Annotated in this window: 19 protein-coding genes; 14 read left to right on the top strand and 5 right to left on the bottom strand. The window is 43.9% G+C overall.

Going from position 1 to position 18,918, the window contains the following annotated elements; all coding sequences use genetic code 11:
* The first annotated feature begins 3 nt into the window (after positions 1-3).
* The 6 genes from DW862_RS06480 (at position 4) to DW862_RS06455 (ending at position 8,043) form a co-directional block, all read left to right on the top strand.
* A complete protein-coding gene (locus DW862_RS06480) occupies positions 4-2,241 on the top strand; it encodes a histidine phosphatase family protein (protein WP_120067510.1) in 2,238 nt (745 codons plus the stop codon).
* The gene (locus DW862_RS06475; protein WP_004308303.1) at positions 2,228-3,550 is read left to right on the top strand and encodes a mannitol dehydrogenase family protein; all 1,323 of its coding nucleotides are present in this window, start codon (positions 2,228-2,230) and stop codon (positions 3,548-3,550) included. Before DW862_RS06480 ends, DW862_RS06475 begins: the two co-directional genes overlap by 14 nt.
* 21 nt (positions 3,551-3,571) lie before the next feature.
* Positions 3,572-4,657 (top strand): SGNH/GDSL hydrolase family protein, encoded by a 1,086-nt coding sequence (locus DW862_RS06470; RefSeq protein ID WP_120067509.1) that lies wholly within the window; start codon positions 3,572-3,574, stop codon positions 4,655-4,657.
* Positions 4,654-5,682 carry a zinc-binding dehydrogenase gene (locus DW862_RS06465; protein ID WP_120067508.1) on the top strand — a complete coding sequence of 343 codons (1,029 nt, stop codon included), beginning with the start codon at positions 4,654-4,656 and terminating at the stop codon, positions 5,680-5,682. Before DW862_RS06470 ends, DW862_RS06465 begins: the two co-directional genes overlap by 4 nt.
* A 4-nt stretch (positions 5,683-5,686) precedes the next feature.
* Positions 5,687-6,553, top strand: a complete 867-nt coding sequence (locus tag DW862_RS06460) for a carbohydrate kinase (protein ID WP_120067507.1) — start codon at positions 5,687-5,689, stop codon at positions 6,551-6,553.
* 203 nt (positions 6,554-6,756) lie between these two features.
* Positions 6,757-8,043, top strand: coding sequence for a Fic family protein (locus DW862_RS06455; protein WP_120067506.1), 1,287 nt, complete (start codon positions 6,757-6,759; stop codon positions 8,041-8,043).
* A 44-nt stretch (positions 8,044-8,087) separates the two neighbouring features.
* Here DW862_RS06455 and DW862_RS06450 read toward each other — a convergent pair whose 3' ends face one another.
* Positions 8,088-8,975 carry a hypothetical protein gene (locus tag DW862_RS06450; RefSeq protein ID WP_120067505.1) on the bottom strand — a complete coding sequence of 296 codons (888 nt, stop codon included), beginning with the start codon at positions 8,973-8,975 and terminating at the stop codon, positions 8,088-8,090.
* Positions 8,976-9,161: 186 nt separating this feature from the next.
* On the opposite strand from DW862_RS06450, the gene DW862_RS06445 reads away from it, so the two are divergent.
* Positions 9,162-9,728, top strand: a complete 567-nt coding sequence (locus tag DW862_RS06445; RefSeq protein ID WP_118408606.1) for a nucleosidase — start codon at positions 9,162-9,164, stop codon at positions 9,726-9,728.
* Here DW862_RS06445 and DW862_RS06440 read toward each other — a convergent pair.
* Complete coding sequence (locus DW862_RS06440; protein WP_004304786.1) at positions 9,698-10,057, bottom strand: YbaN family protein; 360 nt, start codon at positions 10,055-10,057, stop codon at positions 9,698-9,700. The two genes, DW862_RS06445 and DW862_RS06440, sit on opposite strands and share 31 nt — an antisense overlap.
* A gap of 129 nt (positions 10,058-10,186) precedes the next feature.
* On the opposite strand from DW862_RS06440, the gene DW862_RS06435 reads away from it, so the two are divergent.
* From DW862_RS06435 to DW862_RS06405, 7 genes are all read left to right on the top strand, one after another.
* A complete protein-coding gene (locus DW862_RS06435) occupies positions 10,187-10,543 on the top strand; it encodes a 6-carboxytetrahydropterin synthase (RefSeq protein ID WP_120067504.1) in 357 nt (118 codons plus the stop codon).
* 21 nt (positions 10,544-10,564) lie between these two features.
* Positions 10,565-11,110, top strand: coding sequence for a radical SAM protein (locus DW862_RS06430; RefSeq protein ID WP_032843967.1), 546 nt, complete (start codon positions 10,565-10,567; stop codon positions 11,108-11,110).
* A 51-nt stretch (positions 11,111-11,161) separates the two neighbouring features.
* On the top strand, positions 11,162-11,902 hold the full coding sequence (locus DW862_RS06425) for a (Fe-S)-binding protein (protein WP_120067503.1): 741 nt from the start codon (positions 11,162-11,164) through the stop codon (positions 11,900-11,902).
* Positions 11,899-13,284 carry a lactate utilization protein B gene (locus tag DW862_RS06420; RefSeq protein ID WP_120067502.1) on the top strand — a complete coding sequence of 462 codons (1,386 nt, stop codon included), beginning with the start codon at positions 11,899-11,901 and terminating at the stop codon, positions 13,282-13,284. The genes DW862_RS06425 and DW862_RS06420 overlap by 4 nt, the downstream gene beginning before the upstream one ends.
* Positions 13,281-13,862, top strand: a complete 582-nt coding sequence (locus DW862_RS06415; protein ID WP_008021058.1) for an LUD domain-containing protein — start codon at positions 13,281-13,283, stop codon at positions 13,860-13,862. The genes DW862_RS06420 and DW862_RS06415 overlap by 4 nt, the downstream gene beginning before the upstream one ends.
* 334 nt (positions 13,863-14,196) lie before the next feature.
* Complete coding sequence (locus DW862_RS06410; RefSeq protein ID WP_004304792.1) at positions 14,197-15,069, top strand: pyridoxamine kinase; 873 nt, start codon at positions 14,197-14,199, stop codon at positions 15,067-15,069.
* 150 nt (positions 15,070-15,219) lie between these two features.
* The gene (locus DW862_RS06405) at positions 15,220-16,389 is read left to right on the top strand and encodes a DUF418 domain-containing protein (RefSeq protein ID WP_008775568.1); all 1,170 of its coding nucleotides are present in this window, start codon (positions 15,220-15,222) and stop codon (positions 16,387-16,389) included.
* Between the two features lie 10 nt (positions 16,390-16,399).
* Here DW862_RS06405 and DW862_RS06400 read toward each other — a convergent pair whose 3' ends face one another.
* Genes DW862_RS06400 through DW862_RS06390 form a run of 3 tightly spaced genes read right to left on the bottom strand, consistent with a single transcriptional unit; the run spans position 16,400 to position 18,912 of the window.
* The gene (locus DW862_RS06400) at positions 16,400-17,686 is read right to left on the bottom strand and encodes a carboxypeptidase-like regulatory domain-containing protein (protein WP_120067501.1); all 1,287 of its coding nucleotides are present in this window, start codon (positions 17,684-17,686) and stop codon (positions 16,400-16,402) included.
* Positions 17,683-18,255: an RNA polymerase sigma factor gene (locus DW862_RS06395; RefSeq protein ID WP_004325078.1), complete on the bottom strand. Its 573-nt coding sequence runs from the start codon at positions 18,253-18,255 to the stop codon at positions 17,683-17,685. The genes DW862_RS06400 and DW862_RS06395 overlap by 4 nt, the downstream gene beginning before the upstream one ends.
* Positions 18,256-18,912 carry a lysophospholipid acyltransferase family protein gene (locus DW862_RS06390; protein ID WP_165861890.1) on the bottom strand — a complete coding sequence of 219 codons (657 nt, stop codon included), beginning with the start codon at positions 18,910-18,912 and terminating at the stop codon, positions 18,256-18,258.
* Positions 18,913-18,918 lie beyond the last annotated feature (6 nt).

Below are 18,918 nucleotides of genomic sequence, written 5' to 3'. Positions count from 1 at the left end.
CTTATGAAAAAGATATATTTGTCTGTCGTGTGCTTACTGATCTCTATTCCCCTTATCGCCCAGTTGTATGTAGAGCCGGAGAAAGAGGTAGAGTGCTCTGTCTTCCTGGCAAAGGAAGGACGGGGGCGGGCACAGCAAGGACTTGAAATATGGGATGATTACATATTCTCGTGCGAGGATGGAGGGCACGTGAATATCTATGATTTCAAAAGTGCCGATCCGAAACCTGTGGCAGGCTTTGAGTTGGCGTCCTCCCATCCGGACAACCATGTAAATAATGTATGCTTTGGCGTCGAGACAAAACGCGGAGCATCGTTTCCTCTCTTGTATATCACAAACGGGAAGGTAGGAAGCGAGTTGGAATGGTTGTGCTTTGTGGAGAGCATCACCCGTCGTGGAAAACGTTTTAGCAGCGAAATCGCACAGACAATTGAACTCGATGGCTCGAAGTGGGCGGAGAAAGGGTATGTCCCCATCTTTGGCGCACCAAGCTGGCTGGTCGATCGGGAACGGGGATTTATATGGATATTTTCGGCGCGTAAACGTACTGTGGCGAAGGTGACAAAGCATGCATGGGAAAACCAGTATGTCGCCACCAAATTCCGTATACCATCGTTGAGTGAGGGGGCAAAGGTGCGCCTCGACGAAAATGACATTCTCGATCAGGTGGTGTTCCCCTATGAGGTATGGTTCACACAAGCGGGCTGTATGCATGATGGTAAAATCTATTTCTGCTTCGGAGTTGGGAAACAGGATGACAGCCGTCCTTCCTGCATCCGGGTGTACGATACGGATAGGCGGACGATTACTGCCCGATACAATGTGCAGGAACAGGTTATTTACGAACCGGAAGATATTGTGGTCAAAGACGGGGTTATGTATGTCAATACCAATACGAATGCGAAAAAGACGTCTGATCTTCCTTGCATATTCAAACTCTCTCTTCCGAAAGAAAAGCCGGTGGCCGAAAATCCTCTCGACGAGATACGCAGGGACCCGGAACGTGCGGGCGGCGTGTATTATGTGACCGATCTTTCACATCCGGTTACGCCGGCGCCCAAAGGATATACGCCTTTCTATATAAACGGCTATTTTCGTCACGGAGCGCGTCAGATAGACGATGAGGTGACTTATCCTGCCATATACGGCGTATTGGAGAAAGCTCATGCCACAAACAACCTTACCGATTTTGGGAAAGCCTTGTACGAACGTCTTGAACCGTTCAAGAAGAATGTGTTTTACAAAGAAGGCGATCTGACGCAAATCGGTTATCGTCAGACAAGGGAGATAGGCCGGAGGATGGTACAAAATTATCCGGAAGTATTTGAAGGCCATCCCTATTTGAAGACTAACGCAACGAATGTGCTTCGGGTGGCGGCCACCATGCAATCTGTAAATTCGGGCATTTTGTCGCTGCGTCCCGGGCTTGAATGGGCGGAGATAGACAACTCCCGTTCGTTCCTTGCCACACTGAATCCATACGGTAACGTATGTCCCGACAGGAGTCCGCTTGATAAGTATATACTCGGTAAAGAAAACAGTTGGTATAAGAAATATCGTTCATATATAGATGAAAAGTTGGATGTGGATGCTTTTTTTACAAGACTGTTTATAGATGTTACGCAAGTAGAAAGTGAGTATGACAAGTACGACCTGATCCATCGTTTCTGGTTAATGGCATCGCTGATGCAATGCCTCGACCGCCAAGTGCCTATATGGGATATTTTTACAGAAGAGGAAATATTGGCTTGGGCGGAAATCGAGAACTATAAGTATTTTGCGCAGAAAGGTCCTGAACCGGTATCTCACGGGCGTAGTTGGGGACTTGCATCCCGCACGTTACGCCATTTGTTAGACGAATCTGCCGAAGATCTGGTGCGCAAGCGTCATGGTATCAATCTCAACTTCGGACACGATGGCGTTCTGATGGCCATCTTGACCAATTTGCAAGCCGGGACGTGGGCGCGGGAGGCTAGTAATTCCAAAGAAGCGTTACGGAGTTGGAAGTATTGGGATATTCCGATGGGTGCGAACCTTCAGATGATCTTTTACCAATCAGAAGGCAATCCGGACGTTTTAGTTAAGTTTATGCTGAATGAAAAAGACCTCCGGTTGCCGTTGGAAGCGGTTGAAGCATCTTATTACAAATGGAATGAGGTTTATAAATTCTATATAGAACATTGCGACAAGGTGGAAAAATCACTTGCCGAAACATTGAAATTATCGTATGAAGACTTTTAATTATAATCGTGCTGAAATAAAGGCCGGAATAGTACATTTCGGCGTTGGAAACTTCCATCGTGCACATCTCGAAGCTTACACAAATCTATTACTTGAAGATCCTTCACAAAGATGCTGGGGGGTATTCGGAGCCATGATTATGCCTACGGACGGGGTCTTGTTCAACGCCCTCAAGAAAGACGACGGCATATATCAGTTGACGACATGCAGCCCTTCCGGCGAACAGGATAGTATGCTGATTGGTTCGCTTGTAGAACTGGCATGGGGGGAAATAGATAGTGAGCCTATCATCGCTAAAATAGCATCGGAGGAGATAAAAATCATCTCTCTCACCATTACCGAAGGGGGATATAAGGTTGATTTTAACCAATCGCGCAGTGTGTTTTGGTATGTAGCCGAAGGACTTAAACGCCGGATGGAGAAAGATTTGCCGATTACGATTCTTTCGTGTGACAACATGCAGATGAACGGCAATGCCGCCAAATGTGCGTTTATGTCATACTTCGAAGCGAAATATCCCGAGGTGGCAGCGTGGGCGAAAAAGAAAGTGACGTTCCCGAATTCGATGGTGGATCGAATCACTCCCGTAACAAAACCGGGTAAGGTTACAGATGTGTGTTGTGAAGACTTTATACAATGGGTGATTGAAGATAATTTCATTGCAGGCCGTCCTGCATGGGAGAAGGTGGGAGTTACATTCACCCATGATGTGACCCCGTATGAAATCATGAAATTAAGTCTTCTCAATGCGTCACATACTCTTCTTTCTTATCCTGCCTATATGGAAGGATTCAGGAAGGTCGATGCTGTAATGGCAGACGAGAGGTATCGTGCAATGATAAAGCTGTTTATGAACAGGGACGTTACTCCTTATGTTCCGGTTCCCGAAGGCGTTGACCTTGAAGCGTATAAAGACCAGCTTATCGAACGATTTTCAAACAAGGCGATCAGCGATCAGGTATCACGGCTTTGCGGCGATGGCATTGCTAAGTTTGCGGTTTATGTGGTACCCATACTCAAACAGATGTTGCAGGATGGGAAGGATATTTCGATAGAGGCTTTCCTGATAGCTGTTTATTGCAAATACCTGATAGGTGCGCGCACCGAGTCCGGTGAAAATATAGCTATCTCCGAACCTCACATCACCCCGGCGGACAGGAAGTTGATTTCGGGAGGATCGCCGGCCGAGTTCTTGAAGATATCACCTTTTGTGTCATTGGGACTGGACAAATATCCTGTGTTTATGGAAAAGTATGAGCAGTTTTATGCTATGCAGGTAGCGGAAGGATTGAAAGTCTTATTACAGTAAACAACTAAAAAATCCAAGGCAATGAAGAAGTTTTTCATAACGGTTGTTCTGTCGCTTTCGTGCGTATTGTCGGTTTCGGCACAAAAACAGACGGAGGCGTCAACGCTTAACCTGATAGGTAAGCCGTTTGAATCGACTCCCAATCCGTATCATAGAGTCGATACATTGGTTTATAAAGGTTTTAACAGGACGGAGAATCGACAACTCCGTTGCTCTGCCGGTATGGCTGTGTTGTTTAAAACGAACACGCGTAATATACAGATTACGACAAAGTGGGGATATGTATATTCGAGCCATTCAACCATGCCGATCTCTTATAAAGGATATGATCTTTATATCAAAAATGCAGACGGTCAATGGCAATATGCAGCAAGCGGTTCATTGAAAGCGTATAAGGGCGAGAAAACCGAGACATTCACGCTCATTGAGAATATGGATGGTACGATGCACGAATGTATGATGTATATGCCGATGTATTCGGAGGTCATTTCTTGTAAGATAGGGATAGATGACGATGCTGTTATCGAACCGTTGAAGTCCGATTTTCGTCACAGGATAGCGGTATATGGCTCTTCGTTTACGCAGGGAGTGAGCACGGATCGATCCGGTATGAGTTATCCCATGCAATTTATGCGTAATACAGGTCTTCAAGTCGTGTCGCTCGCAACAAGCGGACGTTGCCTGATGCAGCCTTACATGCTCGACGTTCTTGCGGAAGTCAAGGCTGATGCCTTTATATTCGATACTTTTTCAAATCCTGACGCAGAACTGATAAGAGAGCGCCTGATGCCGTTTATCGATCGGCTTATAGCGGCACATCCGGCTACTCCGTTGATATTTCAGCGTACTATCTATCGTGAACGACGTTCATTCGATACAGTTCTTGATGCGAAAGAACGGGCTAAGGCGGCAACCGTAGAGGAGTTGTTTGCGAAAATCCTCACGAACCCGAAATATAAAGACGTTTATCTGATTACGCCTGATGCTTCCGATGCGCATGAGACATCGGTCGACGGAACTCATCCAAGTAGTTATGGATATGCACTTTGGGCGAAGTCAATAGAGACTCCGGTAATAGAAATTTTAAGTAAATATGGTATAAAATGAGACAAGCGGTATTAGTAGAACCAAAACATATTGAATTTCGTGAAGTTGAGGCGCCTAAGGCGTCGGACCTGAAAGAACATCAGGTACTTCTGAATATTAAGAGAATTGGTATTTGTGGAAGTGAGATACATTCTTATCACGGATGTCATCCGGCAACTTTCTATCCGGTAGTTCAGGGGCATGAATATTCGGCAGTGGTAGTCGCTACGGGGGCGGCGGTTACGATCTGCAAGGCGGGTGACGTTGTCACCGCACGTCCGCAACTCGCGTGTGGGAAGTGCAAGCCTTGTCAGCGGGGAGAGTATAATATTTGTGAAGAGCTAAGAGTGCAGGCTTTTCAGGCAAATGGAGCTGCGCAAGACTTTTTTGTGGTTGATGATGACAGGGTTGCGGTGTTGCCTGAAGGTATGTCACTTGATTATGGGGCTATGATAGAACCGGTGGCAGTAGCTGCGCATGCAACCATGCGTGGCGGGGACTTGAAAGGTAAGAATGTGGTTGTATCGGGTGCCGGAACAATCGGTAACCTCGTGGCGCAGTTCGCTAAGGCAAGAGGAGCCAAACGGGTTCTTATTACCGATGTAAGTGATTTCAGACTTGAAATCGCTCGTAAATGTGGCATAATAGATACGCTCAATGTAGCTAAGACGCCGCTCAAAGAAGGAGCGAAGAGGCTTTTCGGGGATGAAGATTTTCAAGCTGCGTTTGAGGTTGCCGGAGTTGAGTCGAGTATTCGTTCGCTTATGGAGTGTATTGAAAAAGGGAGTACCATCGTTGTAGTGGCGGTATTTGGCAAGGATCCGTCGCTTGATATGTTCTATTTGGGAGAGCACGAACTGAAGGTGAACGGAACGATGATGTATCGCCATGAAGATTATCTTACGGCTATCGATCAGGTAAGTTCGGGAGCTATCCGTCTCGAACCGCTTATTTCGAATCATTTCCCGTTCGAGCAGTATGACGAGGCATATAAATTTATAGACGAGCATAGTGCAACATCCATGAAAATAATTATTAAACTATAAAACCATGAAAATAATAGGTATAGGAGAAGTTGTTTGGGATTGCTTCCCGGAAGGTAAGAGACTCGGTGGAGCACCTATCAATTTCTGCTTTTTTGCGAAGGAATTGGGAGCAGAATCATATCCCGTTACGGCAATAGGTGACGACGAACTCGGTGATGAAACATTTGCGGTGCTTAAAGAGACCGGACTTGATTTAGGATATATTTCCCGTAATATTTTGCCGACAGGTAAAGTGCTTGTGTCGTTGAATGAGGCCGGTGTACCGCAATATGAGATTGTTGAGAATGTTGCTTGGGATGCTATCGAGTGTAGTCCTGCGACCATGAAACTTGTCAGCGATGCAGATGCTGTTTGTTGGGGCTCTTTGGCACAACGAAGTGAAAAGTCACGTGCTGCAATCTTGAGACTCATAGATGCCGTGCCGGATACCTCTTTGAAGGTGTTTGATATTAATATCAGGCAACGTTTTTATTCGACAGACTTGATTGTGGAATCCTTGCAAAAGGCAAATGTGCTCAAATTGAATGAAGACGAATTGCCGTTATTGATTTCTCTTCTTTCCCTTTCGACTGATTTTGTGGAAGCTATCGCAGAACTCATTGCTCGTTTCTCGCTCAAATATGTTATATTCACACAGGGGGCAGTACGTAGTGGCATATATGATGTAAGTGGGGAAGTGTCATCCATAAACACACCTAAAGTCGAGGTGGCCGATACTGTAGGTGCAGGCGACTCGTTTACTGCTACCTTTGTTGTGAACATACTTAGAGGGGCGTCGGTTGCTGAATCACACCGCAAAGCGGTAGATGTATCGGCATATACTTGTACACAAAGGGGGGCTATTAATCCGTTGCCGGATAGTAAAAAGTAATATTGGGTACTCCACATAAGGAAGTTTCGTACTTGGTTTGAATGATTCTTCAAACCAAGCGTGATGAATATGCCTTGTTTTTATTAAATGCGGTTTAATCTCATTAATTAACCGCAAAATTTGCGGCTTATCATACCTCTTTTAACCGCATTTTTATAGATAACTCCAATTTAATAGTTATTTTTGCAGAAATAACTGATGGTATGTTTATCCATGAAATAGAAAATTGGAGTTCATTCAGATGGAACGCTGAAAGATTGTCAGATGCGATAGCCCTGACAAACAGGGCTATCGGATATCTTGTTGGAAGGTTAAGTACAATTGGATTTGATAGTCAGATGATCGCTACGGTGGAAGCTGTGACGCATGATGTTGTTGCATCTTCAGAAATTGAAGGAGTAACTTTGAATACAGCAGAGGTACGTTCTTCCGTTGCCCGAAAATTAGGTGTAGCTGTACCCGATGTGAAAGAACCGACGCATTATATTGATGGAATGGTCGAGATGATGCTTGATGCTATAATGAATTACGAAACTCCGTTAACACATGATAGATTATTCGGATGGCATTCCGCACTTTTCCCAACAGGTAAAAGTGGCTTTTCTGATATTTTAGTGGGAAGTTATCGTACTGAAGCTATGGAGGTTGTTTCCGGTACATTTGGGCGGGAAAGAATACATTATCGTGCTCCCGGGCCGGAACGTGTATATGACGAAATGGATAAATTTCTTTTATGGTTTAATGCCCCCAATATAGCTCCGTCATTATTAAAGTCTGCAATTGCTCATTTCTGGTTTGTATGTATCCATCCGTTTGACGATGGGAATGGTCGTATTGCGAGAGCTATATCAGATATGGTATTATCCCAGACAGATCGCAGTAAATTGCGATTCTTTAGTATGTCTATGCAGATTAATAAGGAAAAGAAGGCTTATTATCGTATGCTGGAACAGGCTCAACGTGGAAATGGTGATATTACAGAATGGTTAGAATGGTATCTGGCTTGTCTTAAACGGGCTATTGATGAATCCAATGGCTTGTTAAGCGGCATATTGAATAAAGCGATTTTTTGGAAAACTCATTCGGGGAGCATTATAACTGAAAGACAACGAATGATCCTCAATATATATCTGAATGGCTATGAAGGAAAACTTACTGCAAAAAATTGGAGCAAGTTGGCCGAAGTTTCATTAGATACAGCTACTAGGGATGTGAAGGATTTAGTGGCAAAGGGAATTCTTTCGCCTATACAGGGGCGTGTCAGGGATGTGTCATATACATTAAATTATGTAGAATCAGATACTCAAATATCTGATTTTACAGATTCTGTACTAATAAATCGTGATGGAAAAGACTATATTTCTTCTATATATAAGAAACAAAAAACTGTAGAGGAAAGAATTTCTTCATTGGACAAAATGCGTTTTGAACAAAAGGAGATGTCAATTAATGATTTAGTATATAAGTATTTTGCATATCTTATTGAATGATTATTCCCCCCTCTTATGCCATTTATTGAAGTATTTTTGGGGCGTTAATTATTCAAATAACAATCCCACGAAATCTCTTTCTTATTGAAATCAATTTTAGCCTCAACAGATACTCCGACAGCTTCACCATTCATTACCGCAGGTTGCCATTTCACTTCAGTACTAAAAAAACGTCCGGGAAAAGTTTGCTCTTCTATGAAATATCCCAGTTGAATCCCGGATAAATCATGCACATATTTCAAGTCGGAGAACTTTCCGGTTTTATCAATATTAAAGTTTAATTGCAATACTCCCATTATTGAAAATATTGCGGCATCCGGAAATTCCAGTTTTTCCACATGATTGGCAGTCCGGCTATAAATATGCATGGCAACTTGGTGTAGATACCTTGTCAGATTATATCTTTTGGAATATACTCTTTGATTCATTTCTCCCCATTCAGGAGCTTTGTCCAACATAACAGGTTTACCTTTCAGGTTAAGTGGAATGATAAACTGTTGCTTTGAGTGTGCTCTAGCTCTATTTTCTTTTGACACTTTCCAAGGACCGGACTTAGATACCAATCGTTGTATTTCGTTGGCGAAAGCTACATTAGCGGGCTTTTCAACAATTATGTTACTGATTTTACCTTTTGGGCTTACTGCAAAATCAGTGACAATTTCAATTTGAAGCGGAGTAGTATTGGCATAAACTAGATTGCTGAACAAGATGTCCTCCTCATTGAGATTGGCACTAAATGGTATATCTCTGTGGAGTAATTGATTTTCCAACCATTTTGGGAAACTGACTTCAGCATCTTTTCTTTTAAATAAAACTTCGGCATCTTTTCCCTTAGAGGAAGTCTCTAAATTACTTTGCGCATTTAAAGAGAAATATCCTCCCCATGCAATGAACAGCAATAAAACCGTTCTTCTTACTGTACTCATAATCATAACGAATAGTTTTATAGTTTTGTGTTTATGTATCCAACATCCAAATATATGTATAATTTTTGATTAATGGGAATAATGTTCAGCAATTATTTTTTATCTATGTTTTTTTGGAGATTATGTACGACTAGGGTGGCTTATCTCCAATAAAAATTCTATTTTTGCATATTCATAAATCAAGAGAAACCCATGTTGAAAATATTAATAACCTACGCCGTCCAAGGCGAATTTGTAGAGATTAAATGGCCGGATATAGAACCTTACTACGTTCGTACAGGCATTGGTAAAGTTAAATCAGCCTTTCATCTGGCAGAAGCAATCCGTCAGGTACAACCGGACTTGGTGCTCAATATCGGAAGTGCCGGAACAGTCAACCATCAGGTAGGGGATATTTTTGTATGCCGCAAGTTTGTAGACCGTGATATGCAGAAAATGAAAGAGTTCGGATTGGAGTGTGAGATCGATTCATCAGCTCTGCTCGAAGAAAAAGGTTATTGCACGCATTGGACGGAACATGGAATCTGCAATACAGGAGATGGTTTCCTCACCGAGTTGACTCACGTTAGCGGAGATGTTGTAGATATGGAAGCATACGCACAGGCATTTGTTTGCCGTTCAAAAGAAATACCGTTTATTTCCGTGAAATACGTGACTGATATTATTGGTCAGAACTCCGTGAAACATTGGGAAGATAAACTTGCCGATGCACGGCAGGGACTATCACACTATTTCAATGTCTTGAAAGAAAGAATATGATAAGTGACTCCTGCGGCTATCAATCCCAGGAGAATCTTTACCCATATAAAAGGTATTAGGAAGAAAATGCAATAAAGCATCGTTCCCCACATTAATACGAGAGAAATTATTTTGGCACGGAGAGGAATCGCCTTGTTTTCGCGGAAATTGCGGATATAAGGACCGAAGTGCCGATGATTGAGCAGCCAGTTATATAATCGGGGTGACCCTTTGAAATAAAGGGCGGCGGTGAGCAATAGAAAAGGGGTAGTGGGCAGTAACGGCAGAAAGATGCCGAGAATACCGAGCGCAAGGGAAATACTACCTAAAACAATATATAGAGTTTTCATGCGGCAAAGATAGTGCAAAAAAAGGGAAAAAATAACACTCTTTGCTGGATGAAAACTCTATTTTATATTACCTTTGCCGTTGCATCGAGGTGACATTAGATGCGTGTAACTATTAAAATACATACACTCATGTTTACAGTAATCAAACGCATGGAGATCTCGGCTTCTCATAAGCTGGTACTTCCGTATCGCAGTAAATGCGCCAGTTTACACGGTCACAACTGGATTATCACCGTCTATTGCCGTTCCGTGCGGCTCAACTCCGAAGGAATGGTGGTAGATTTCACCCGCATCAAAGAAGTGGTCACGGAGAAACTCGACCATCAAAATCTGAACGAAGTACTCCCATTTAATCCCACAGCGGAGAATATCGCCCGGTGGGTATGCAAACAGATTCCTCAATGCTATAAAGTAGAAGTGCAGGAATCGGAAGGAAACATTGTCATCTACGAGAAAGATCCCGGCAGCACAGAAGGACAAGAATAGCAAACCAAACAAATTTTGATGATGAGAAAGATTAATGAAATCTTTTACAGCTTGCAAGGCGAAGGCTACCATACCGGAACTCCGGCCATATTCGTCCGTTTTTCCGGCTGCAACTTGAAATGTGACTTTTGCGACACACAACACGAAGAAGGAAAAATGATGACCGACGATGAAATTATCGCCGAAGTGAAAAAATATCCTGCCGTCACCGTTGTCCTTACGGGCGGCGAACCTTCCTTATGGATAGACGATGAATTGATCGACCGTTTGCATGAGGCAGGCAAATATGTGACCATCGAAACCAACGGTACACGCCCCCTGCCGGCAGCTATCGACTGGGTGACCTGCTCCCCCAAACAAGGGGCGAAACTTGCCATCGACCGGATGGATGAAGTGAAAGTGGTCTATGAAGGACAAGATATAAGTATTTTTGAACTACTTCCGGCCGAACATTTTTTCCTCCAGCCTTGTTCTTGTAATAACACTGCTTCAACAGTGGACTGTGTAATGCGACATCCCAAATGGAGACTCAGCCTGCAAACACACAAATTAATCGACATCCGTTGAACAAAATAGACGGGTGATGCGGAAGAAGCTTAAATTATTACAAAATATAGTATGAAAGTAGGTTTGTTTATTCCTTGTTATATCAATGCTATTTACCCCAATGTGGGAGTGGCATCGTATAGACTATTGAAAAGTTTGGGAGTAGACGTCGATTATCCGTTGGATCAGACTTGTTGCGGACAACCGATGGCAAATGCCGGTTTTGAAGATGAATCGATGAAATTGGCACTCCGTTTTGACGATCTATTCCGGGAATACGATTACATCGTCGGCCCTTCCGCCAGTTGTGTGGCATTTGTGAAAGAGAATCATCCGGGCATCTTGGAGAAAGAAGGACATATTTGTCAGAGTGCGGGAAAGATTTATGATATTTGTGAGTTCATTCACGATGTCTTGAAACCTTCCAAAATTCCTGCACGCTTTCCTCATAAAGTCAGTATTCACAATAGCTGTCATGGGGTGCGCGAACTGTTGATTTCCGCTCCCACCGAACTGAATATCCCTTATTACAATAAATTGCGTGACCTGCTCAATCTGGTAGAAGGCATCGAAGTATTCGAGCCCAGCCATATTGACGAGTGTTGCGGCTTTGGCGGAATGTTTGCGGTGGAAGAGCAGGCAGTCTCCGTCTGCATGGGGCGTGATAAGGTAAAAGATCATATCGCTACCGGAGCCGAGTATATTGTCGGAGCGGACAGTTCCTGCCTGATGCACATGCAAGGTGTCATCAAACGGGAGCATCTGCCTATTCAGATTATCCATATTGTAGAAATTCTAGCGTCGCAATCATGAGTACAAAACATTCAAAGGCTGCCGAAAAGTTCTTGCAGGACAGCAAGATGGCAGCATGGCATAACGAAACCCTTTGGATGGTCCGTGCCAAAAGGGACAAGATGAGCAAGGAAGTTCCCGAATGGGAAGAGTTGCGCAACAAGGCTTGCGAGTTGAAACTATACTCCAACAGCCACCTCGAAGAACTTCTGCTGGAGTTTGAGAAGAATGCTACCGCCAACGGCGCCATCGTACATTGGGCAAAAGATGCCGATGAATACTGCGCCATCGTCTACGAGATACTGAATGAGCATAACGTCCACCATTTCATCAAGAGCAAATCCATGCTCGCCGAAGAGTGTGGCTTGAATCCTTTCCTGATGGAGCGGGGCATCGATGTCGTAGAGTCCGATTTGGGCGAACGCATCCTGCAACTGATGCATCTCGAACCGAGCCACATTGTATTGCCTGCCATCCACATCAAACGGGAACAGGTAGGCGAACTATTCGAAAAGGAGATGGGCACGGAAAAGGGAAACTTTGACCCTACCTACCTGACTCATGCCGCACGTAAGAACCTGCGCCATCTCTTCCTCAATGCCGAAGCCGCCATGACAGGCGCTAACTTTGCTGTCGCTTCAACCGGTGACATTGTGGTCTGCACCAATGAAGGAAATGCCGATATGGGTACTTCCTACCCAAAACTGAACATTGCCGCTTTTGGTATGGAAAAGATCGTCCCGGATCTGAACGCATTGGGTGTGTTCACCCGATTACTCGCCCGTTCGGCCACCGGACAACCGGTGACAACATATACCTCTCATTACCGCCGTCCCCGCGAAGGCGGTGAATATCATATTATCATCGTAGACAACGGCCGGAGTGCCTTACTGTCCAAGCCCGACCATATCAAGACACTGAACTGTATTCGTTGTGGTGCGTGCATGAACACCTGCCCGGTGTACCGCCGGAGTGGAGGCTACTCTTATACGTACTTCATCCCCGGACCTATTGGCATCAACTTGGGTATGGCCCACGCTCCGGAGAAGTATTATGATAATCTTTCAGCCTGTTCTCTGTGTATGTCCTGTTCCGATGTCTGTCCGGTGAAAGTAGATTTGGCCGAACAGATTTACAAATGGCGTCAGGATTTGGACGGACTGGGAAAAGCCAATACGGGAAAGAAGATCATGTCCGGTGGTATGAAGTTCCTGATGGAGCGTCCGGCATTGTTCAACGCAGCCTTGTGGGCAGCCCCGGTGGTAAATAGCCTGCCTCGTTTCATGAAATACAACGATCTCGACGATTGGGGAAAGGGGCGTGAACTGCCGGAATTTGCCAGCGAGTCGTTCAATGAAATGTGGAAGAAAAACAAAGTACAAGGAAAGGAGGAATCCAAATGAGCAGTAGAGAAGATATATTAGCCAGCATCCGCCAGCATACGCAGACGCGTTATGATAAACCGGATATTGCGGATATGAAACGATTGTCATATCCTGATAAGATAGAACAGTTCTGTGCAATCAGCCGTGCAGTGGGTGGTACGGCAGTTGTATTGGGTGAAGGGGAAGATGTGAATACAGTCATAAGACGGACTTACCCGGATGCTATGCGCATTGCTTCCGTATTGCCGGATATTTCCTGCGCTACGTTCAATCCCGATAATTTGGATGATCCGAAAGAGTTGGACGGCACAGATGTTGCCGTAGTGAAAGGAGAAATCGGAGTAGCCGAAAACGGAGCCATCTGGATACCGCAGACGGTGAAATATAAAGCAATCTATTTTATTTCGGAGAAGTTGGTCATTCTGCTCGACCGGAATAAAATTGTAGATACCATGTATGACGCCTACCGCGAACTGGACGGACAGGAATATCAGTTCGGAACGTTCATCTCCGGTCCGTCAAAGACTGCTGATATTGAGCAGGCTTTAGTGATGGGAGCGCATGGGGCACGAGACGTGTTAGTGATATTGACCTAATGTTTCCGTGTTGATTATTCTAAAATAAATTTGGTTTCAAAACAATGGAGTTTTATATTTGTTAGTACAAACGAAATGGAGACTCCGTTGACGCTTAAAAACAGAGGCTCTATTGATAAGAAATAGAGCCTTTGTTTCATATAAACAGAGCTTCCGTTTGATGTAAATAGAGGCTCTGTTTGGATAAAGTCCGGCTTCCATCGGATGTAATAGAGTCTTTTGGAGAATATAGTCGAATCTCCTTTGATGTAAATAGGATATCTGTTTCTGTTTGTCCATAGTAGATAAATGAGTTTGTAGGATAAGAGTAGTAAAACGTTTAATTATAAATTATATGTATGCCAATAAAGTAAAGAAAATAGCCGCCGTCCATGACCTTTCGGGAATGGGGCGCGTATCTCTGACCGTCGTCATTCCTATTCTTTCATCCATGGGTTTTCAGGTCTGTCCGCTTCCTACGGCTGTATTATCCAATCATACGCAATATCCCGGTTTCTCCTTCCTCGACCTGACGGACGAAATGCCGAAGATTATTGCCCAATGGAAGAAACTGGAGGTAGAGTTCGACGCTATCTATACCGGATACTTGGGTTCTCCGAGACAAATTCAGATTGTTTCTGATTTTATCAGGGACTTTCGTCGGCCGGACAGCCTGATCGTTGCCGATCCGGTGTTGGGAGATAACGGACGATTATACACCAACTTTGATGGAGAGATGATAAAAGAGATGCGTCACTTAATCACGAAAGCAGATGTGATTACCCCCAATCTGACGGAACTGTTTTATTTATTGGATAAACCCTATAAAGCAGATAACACGGATGAAGAGCTGAAAGAATATCTTCGTCTTTTGTCCGACAAAGGTCCGCAAGTGGTTATCATCACCAGTGTTCCTGTACATGATGAGCCTCATAAAACATCTGTCTATGCATATAACCGTCAGGGAAACCGCTACTGGAAAGTGACCTGCCCTTATCTGCCTGCACATTATCCCGGCACGGGAGATACTTTCACCAGTGTCATTACCGGCTCTTTGATGCAGGGAGACAGTCTGCCGATGGCATTGGACCGTGCCACACAGTTTATCCTGCAAGGTATCCGTGCCACTTTCGGGTATGAATATGATAACCGCGAGGGTATTCTATTGGAGAAAGTGCTTCATAATTTGGATATGCCAATACAGATGGCTAGTTATGAATTAATATAAAAGATAAAGAGTCTCCACAGATAAGAAACACACACACACTGTAAAGATAAAGAATAAGGGGCAACTCCTTTAACATTTACAAGCTTTTGTGTTTCAAATATTTCCATTAATTTTACCGGCATTAAAAAATGGAATAATTATATCTGACTAATGACTCAAACACTAAAAACGTCCGAACGTCTTGGAGTAGTAGATGCTCTGCGCGGATTTGCCCTTTTGGCAATTGTATTATTACATAATCTGGAGCATTATAATCTGTTCTTAGTACCGGAGAATGTGCCTGCATGGTTGCAAACAATTGATAAATATGCATGGGACATCCTGTTTTTCCTGTTTGCGGGAAAGGCGTATGCTACTTTCTCCTTGTTGTTTGGTTTTAGTTTTTACATTCAGTTTCATAACGCGGAGAAACGTGGTATAGACTTTCGCGGACGATTTGCCTGGCGGATGTGTTTGCTTTTTCTGTTTGCGCAGTTGCATGCCCTGTTCTATAACGGGGATATTCTTTTACTCTATGCGGTAGTGGGTTTTGCATTGATACCCGTGTGTAAGCTAAAGGACAAAACGGTCTTTTGGATTGCCCTGATTCTGCTTCTTCAGCCTTATGAGTGGGGTCGTGCCATTTATGCGATGATAAATCCCGACTACGTAGTAGCAACCGGTCATTATATGCCTTATGCCATACGTGCGCAGGAGGTAACTGCCAATGGTAATTTCTTCGAAGTACTCTGTTCCAACATCTCCGACGGACAATTATACAGCAATATCTGGCAAGTAGAAAATGGTCGTTTGTTTCAGACGGCTGCTCTGTTCATGTTCGGAATGTTGCTGGGACGCCGGAAATATTTAATAAAGAGCGAAGAGTCTGTACGCTTTTGGAAGAAGATGTTGAAAGGTGCCGTCCTCGCATTCATTCCTCTCTATTGCCTCAAAACCTTTGTGCCGGACTTACTCACCAATCCGTCCGTACAAATTCCTTATAAGATTGCCGTTCCATCCTATGCCAATTTTGCGTTTATGATTATCCTAGTTTCTATTTTCACCTTGCTTTGGTTTAAGAAAGAGAAAGGATATGGCTGGCAAAGTCTGCTGATTCCTTACGGGCGTATGAGTCTGACAAACTACATCTCTCAATCTATCATGGGAGTTATTATCTATTATGGATTTGGATTAGCCATGTACAAATACGCCGGAGCAACGGCAAGCCTGCTTATCGCACTGCTTATCTTCACTGTTCAGCTGATATTCAGCCGTTGGTGGCTTGCCCGTCATAAACAGGGACCACTCGAATTCTTATGGCGTAAGGGAACTTGGATTTAGTGACTTCCCACTATTCGAATTTGACAGTGACTTCTACCAGTTTGTTGCCGTAAATCCAGTCCGGTCCCTCCTGAATCAGGCGGATTGCTTCTTTATCGGCAGACTCGCAAAGGCTCTCTTTTACTTTGATGTAGAAGGGACGCCCTTCCTTGTTAACAAGGAAAGTTAATACAACCTTCCCTTTCACTTGTGCACACTTTTCATCTGTCGGACAAACGAGATTCTCTTTCAGGTATTTCTGATAGCTACGTTTACCGATGACAGGTTGCGGAGTGATCTCTTTCTCTGCCTGTTCCTTAACCTTCGCATCGCTTCCGAGGGTTGTTGACTTCTTATTTTTCTTAGCGCCATATCCCACTACCACCACTTCGTTAAGTGCCTGTTTGTTTTCGTTCATGGCAATGAGCATCGTCCGGCTGGTATCTACCCGGATTTCTACCGGATCATATCCGATATACTCCGCTGTCAATCGTTTCTTATCATCCTTTTTGACTAACGAAAATTCTCCATTCATATTTGTGATGGTTCCGATATTCGTTCCTTTATATGTCACACTGGCTCCGATAAGTGGTTCTCCTTTTTCGTCGGTCACTCTCCCTTTAATCATGTTCTTTTGAGGAAGGATAGTCGCTACCTTAGCCAACTTCATTTTCTTATCAGATTCAGATTCGAAAGTATCCATCGTTGCTACTACTTCTTGCAATGCGGCAGTCTCTTCCGACACTTCCTCCATTACCGGCACAGTTGCCACAGGCGGCGTACCTTGTTGTGGTTGGGAAGTCGCTTGGATTTTGGCAATCATATCTTTCTTATCCGCTTGTCTCGCAGTAATTTCGGAAACAGGAGTGGAATCTTCGGAAGCAGGAGTGGAATCCGTTTTTACCTTTGCGGTAGCCAATGCGATTTCCTTTTGTGGAGTTGCCGGAACTGTTGGAGTTGCAGGAATAGCCGGAGTGGGCGGAATTGCGGGTTCAGCCAACTTGGAGGAAACACTCTCTTTGGCAATGAACACTTCGTCCGTCATACTCTTTTTCAGGAACAGGAAATAACTGCTGACACCGAATCCGATAGCCAGACAGGCAGCGATGCTCCAAGTGATAGCACGGGTGTTCTTTTTCTTTGCCGAATGAGCTGAAACCTGCATCCGCAGTTTCTCGATCCGTTGTTCGTGATTTCCCTCCACCTGGCTGTAACCATCCATAGCATCGGCCAGGAAAGGATCCTGCATCGACTCTCGTTCCAGTCGGTGGGCCTCTTTTCCTTTGCGGAGTCCTCGTATGTAGTCCAATAGTTTCATAGGGCTTGTTTCTTAATACAAATTTTTAAATTTCGCTTTCCGTTCTGGATATAGCTTTTCACATTGTTCAGAGTAAATCCGGTTTGTTCCACAATGTCGGCATACGACATCTCTTCCAGAAAGAAACGCGTAATACTGGTCCGTTGTTCTTCGGGCAACTTTTCGAGACAGTGATGTAATGCCTTCAGTTGTTCCTCCGAACTTTCCTCTTCACTTAATAGATGCAGAAATTCGTCAGATTCCATAATATTAACCGTATAATCTAACGGAATTTCTTTATTTTCCTTCCGTAAAAGTTGCAGGCAATGATTCTTCGCCACCCGGTAGAGCCATGGCTTGAAAACTTTTATCTCATAATTTCCCAGTTTAGGCAATAAATCTTCAAACAACTGCATGACTGCTTCCTGTGCCCGGTCTTCATCATGCAGGTATTTCAGGCAAAGTCCGTACAGTAACGGGATATATCGGTTATATAATTCACCGAAATATTCCGTATCGCCGGACTTCGTATAGTGTATCAGTAATTCCTCGTCCGATAGTTTCGATATGTTTCTTTTGAAAAACAACATCTATTCCTCTTCTTCGTCGATAACGACTTGATATTTTTCTTTCATTCTTTCAAAATCACCTGTTATCTGCTCCAATATTTCATGTGTATCCGTGCTCTTTACCAAAGCGGGCATACCATAATAGATAGATGCTTTGTATGGCAACAGGATCATCTTTCCTTTGGGTAAAGAGCGTCCCATACCGGTCATGAATACAGGAATATATTTCACTTCAGGTCGTAGTGACAGGATACGGGCAATGCCGGATTTTATTTTTCCCATCTGCTCCGGTTTCCCTCTGGTTCCTTCCGGAAAGAGAATCAGTGAATATCCGGCATCGATGGCTTCAAGCATCTTACGGATCGGATCGTGCTCCGAATCTTTTTCCCCTTTTCTTCTGATAAGAAGCGTATTGATGAAAAAGTTGCTGATAGAAGCCTGAAAGCGGGTTTTCCCGAAATAGTCTTCTGCTGCCACGGGTTTGACTTTCCACAAAAGATCGCCGGGCAGGGAAGTCAACAGGCTTAGGGTGTCCAGGTGACTGTTATGGTTGGCAAGGATAATGAATTGCTTTTCTTTTTTAAGGAAGCGGCAATCGGTGAACTGAACCCCTACGATTAATTTCAGGAACCATTGGAAAACACCTTTATATATAATCTGCATCGCAGCAGCTTGCATGAATCT

Source organism: Bacteroides sp. AM37-9, from assembly GCF_003603455.1.
GTDB lineage: Bacteria > Bacteroidota > Bacteroidia > Bacteroidales > Bacteroidaceae > Bacteroides > Bacteroides xylanisolvens.
This window is presented reverse-complemented; position numbering and strand designations above follow the sequence as displayed.

Coding starts and splice junctions, on each gene's coding strand:
- DW862_RS06480 (WP_120067510.1), top strand. CDS start 4: ATGAAAAAGATATATTTGTCTGTCGTGTGCTTACTGATCTCTATTCCC.
- DW862_RS06400 (WP_120067501.1), bottom strand. CDS start 17,686: ATGAAACTATTGGACTACATACGAGGACTCCGCAAAGGAAAAGAGGCC.
- DW862_RS06420 (WP_120067502.1), top strand. CDS start 11,899: ATGAGTACAAAACATTCAAAGGCTGCCGAAAAGTTCTTGCAGGACAGC.
- DW862_RS06435 (WP_120067504.1), top strand. CDS start 10,187: ATGTTTACAGTAATCAAACGCATGGAGATCTCGGCTTCTCATAAGCTG.
- DW862_RS06430 (WP_032843967.1), top strand. CDS start 10,565: ATGAGAAAGATTAATGAAATCTTTTACAGCTTGCAAGGCGAAGGCTAC.
- DW862_RS06450 (WP_120067505.1), bottom strand. CDS start 8,975: ATGATTATGAGTACAGTAAGAAGAACGGTTTTATTGCTGTTCATTGCA.
- DW862_RS06410 (WP_004304792.1), top strand. CDS start 14,197: ATGTATGCCAATAAAGTAAAGAAAATAGCCGCCGTCCATGACCTTTCG.
- DW862_RS06460 (WP_120067507.1), top strand. CDS start 5,687: ATGAAAATAATAGGTATAGGAGAAGTTGTTTGGGATTGCTTCCCGGAA.
- DW862_RS06470 (WP_120067509.1), top strand. CDS start 3,572: ATGAAGAAGTTTTTCATAACGGTTGTTCTGTCGCTTTCGTGCGTATTG.
- DW862_RS06465 (WP_120067508.1), top strand. CDS start 4,654: ATGAGACAAGCGGTATTAGTAGAACCAAAACATATTGAATTTCGTGAA.
- DW862_RS06390 (WP_165861890.1), bottom strand. CDS start 18,912: ATGCAAGCTGCTGCGATGCAGATTATATATAAAGGTGTTTTCCAATGG.
- DW862_RS06445 (WP_118408606.1), top strand. CDS start 9,162: ATGTTGAAAATATTAATAACCTACGCCGTCCAAGGCGAATTTGTAGAG.
- DW862_RS06425 (WP_120067503.1), top strand. CDS start 11,162: ATGAAAGTAGGTTTGTTTATTCCTTGTTATATCAATGCTATTTACCCC.
- DW862_RS06455 (WP_120067506.1), top strand. CDS start 6,757: ATGTTTATCCATGAAATAGAAAATTGGAGTTCATTCAGATGGAACGCT.
- DW862_RS06395 (WP_004325078.1), bottom strand. CDS start 18,255: ATGTTGTTTTTCAAAAGAAACATATCGAAACTATCGGACGAGGAATTA.
- DW862_RS06475 (WP_004308303.1), top strand. CDS start 2,228: ATGAAGACTTTTAATTATAATCGTGCTGAAATAAAGGCCGGAATAGTA.
- DW862_RS06440 (WP_004304786.1), bottom strand. CDS start 10,057: ATGAAAACTCTATATATTGTTTTAGGTAGTATTTCCCTTGCGCTCGGT.
- DW862_RS06415 (WP_008021058.1), top strand. CDS start 13,281: ATGAGCAGTAGAGAAGATATATTAGCCAGCATCCGCCAGCATACGCAG.
- DW862_RS06405 (WP_008775568.1), top strand. CDS start 15,220: ATGACTCAAACACTAAAAACGTCCGAACGTCTTGGAGTAGTAGATGCT.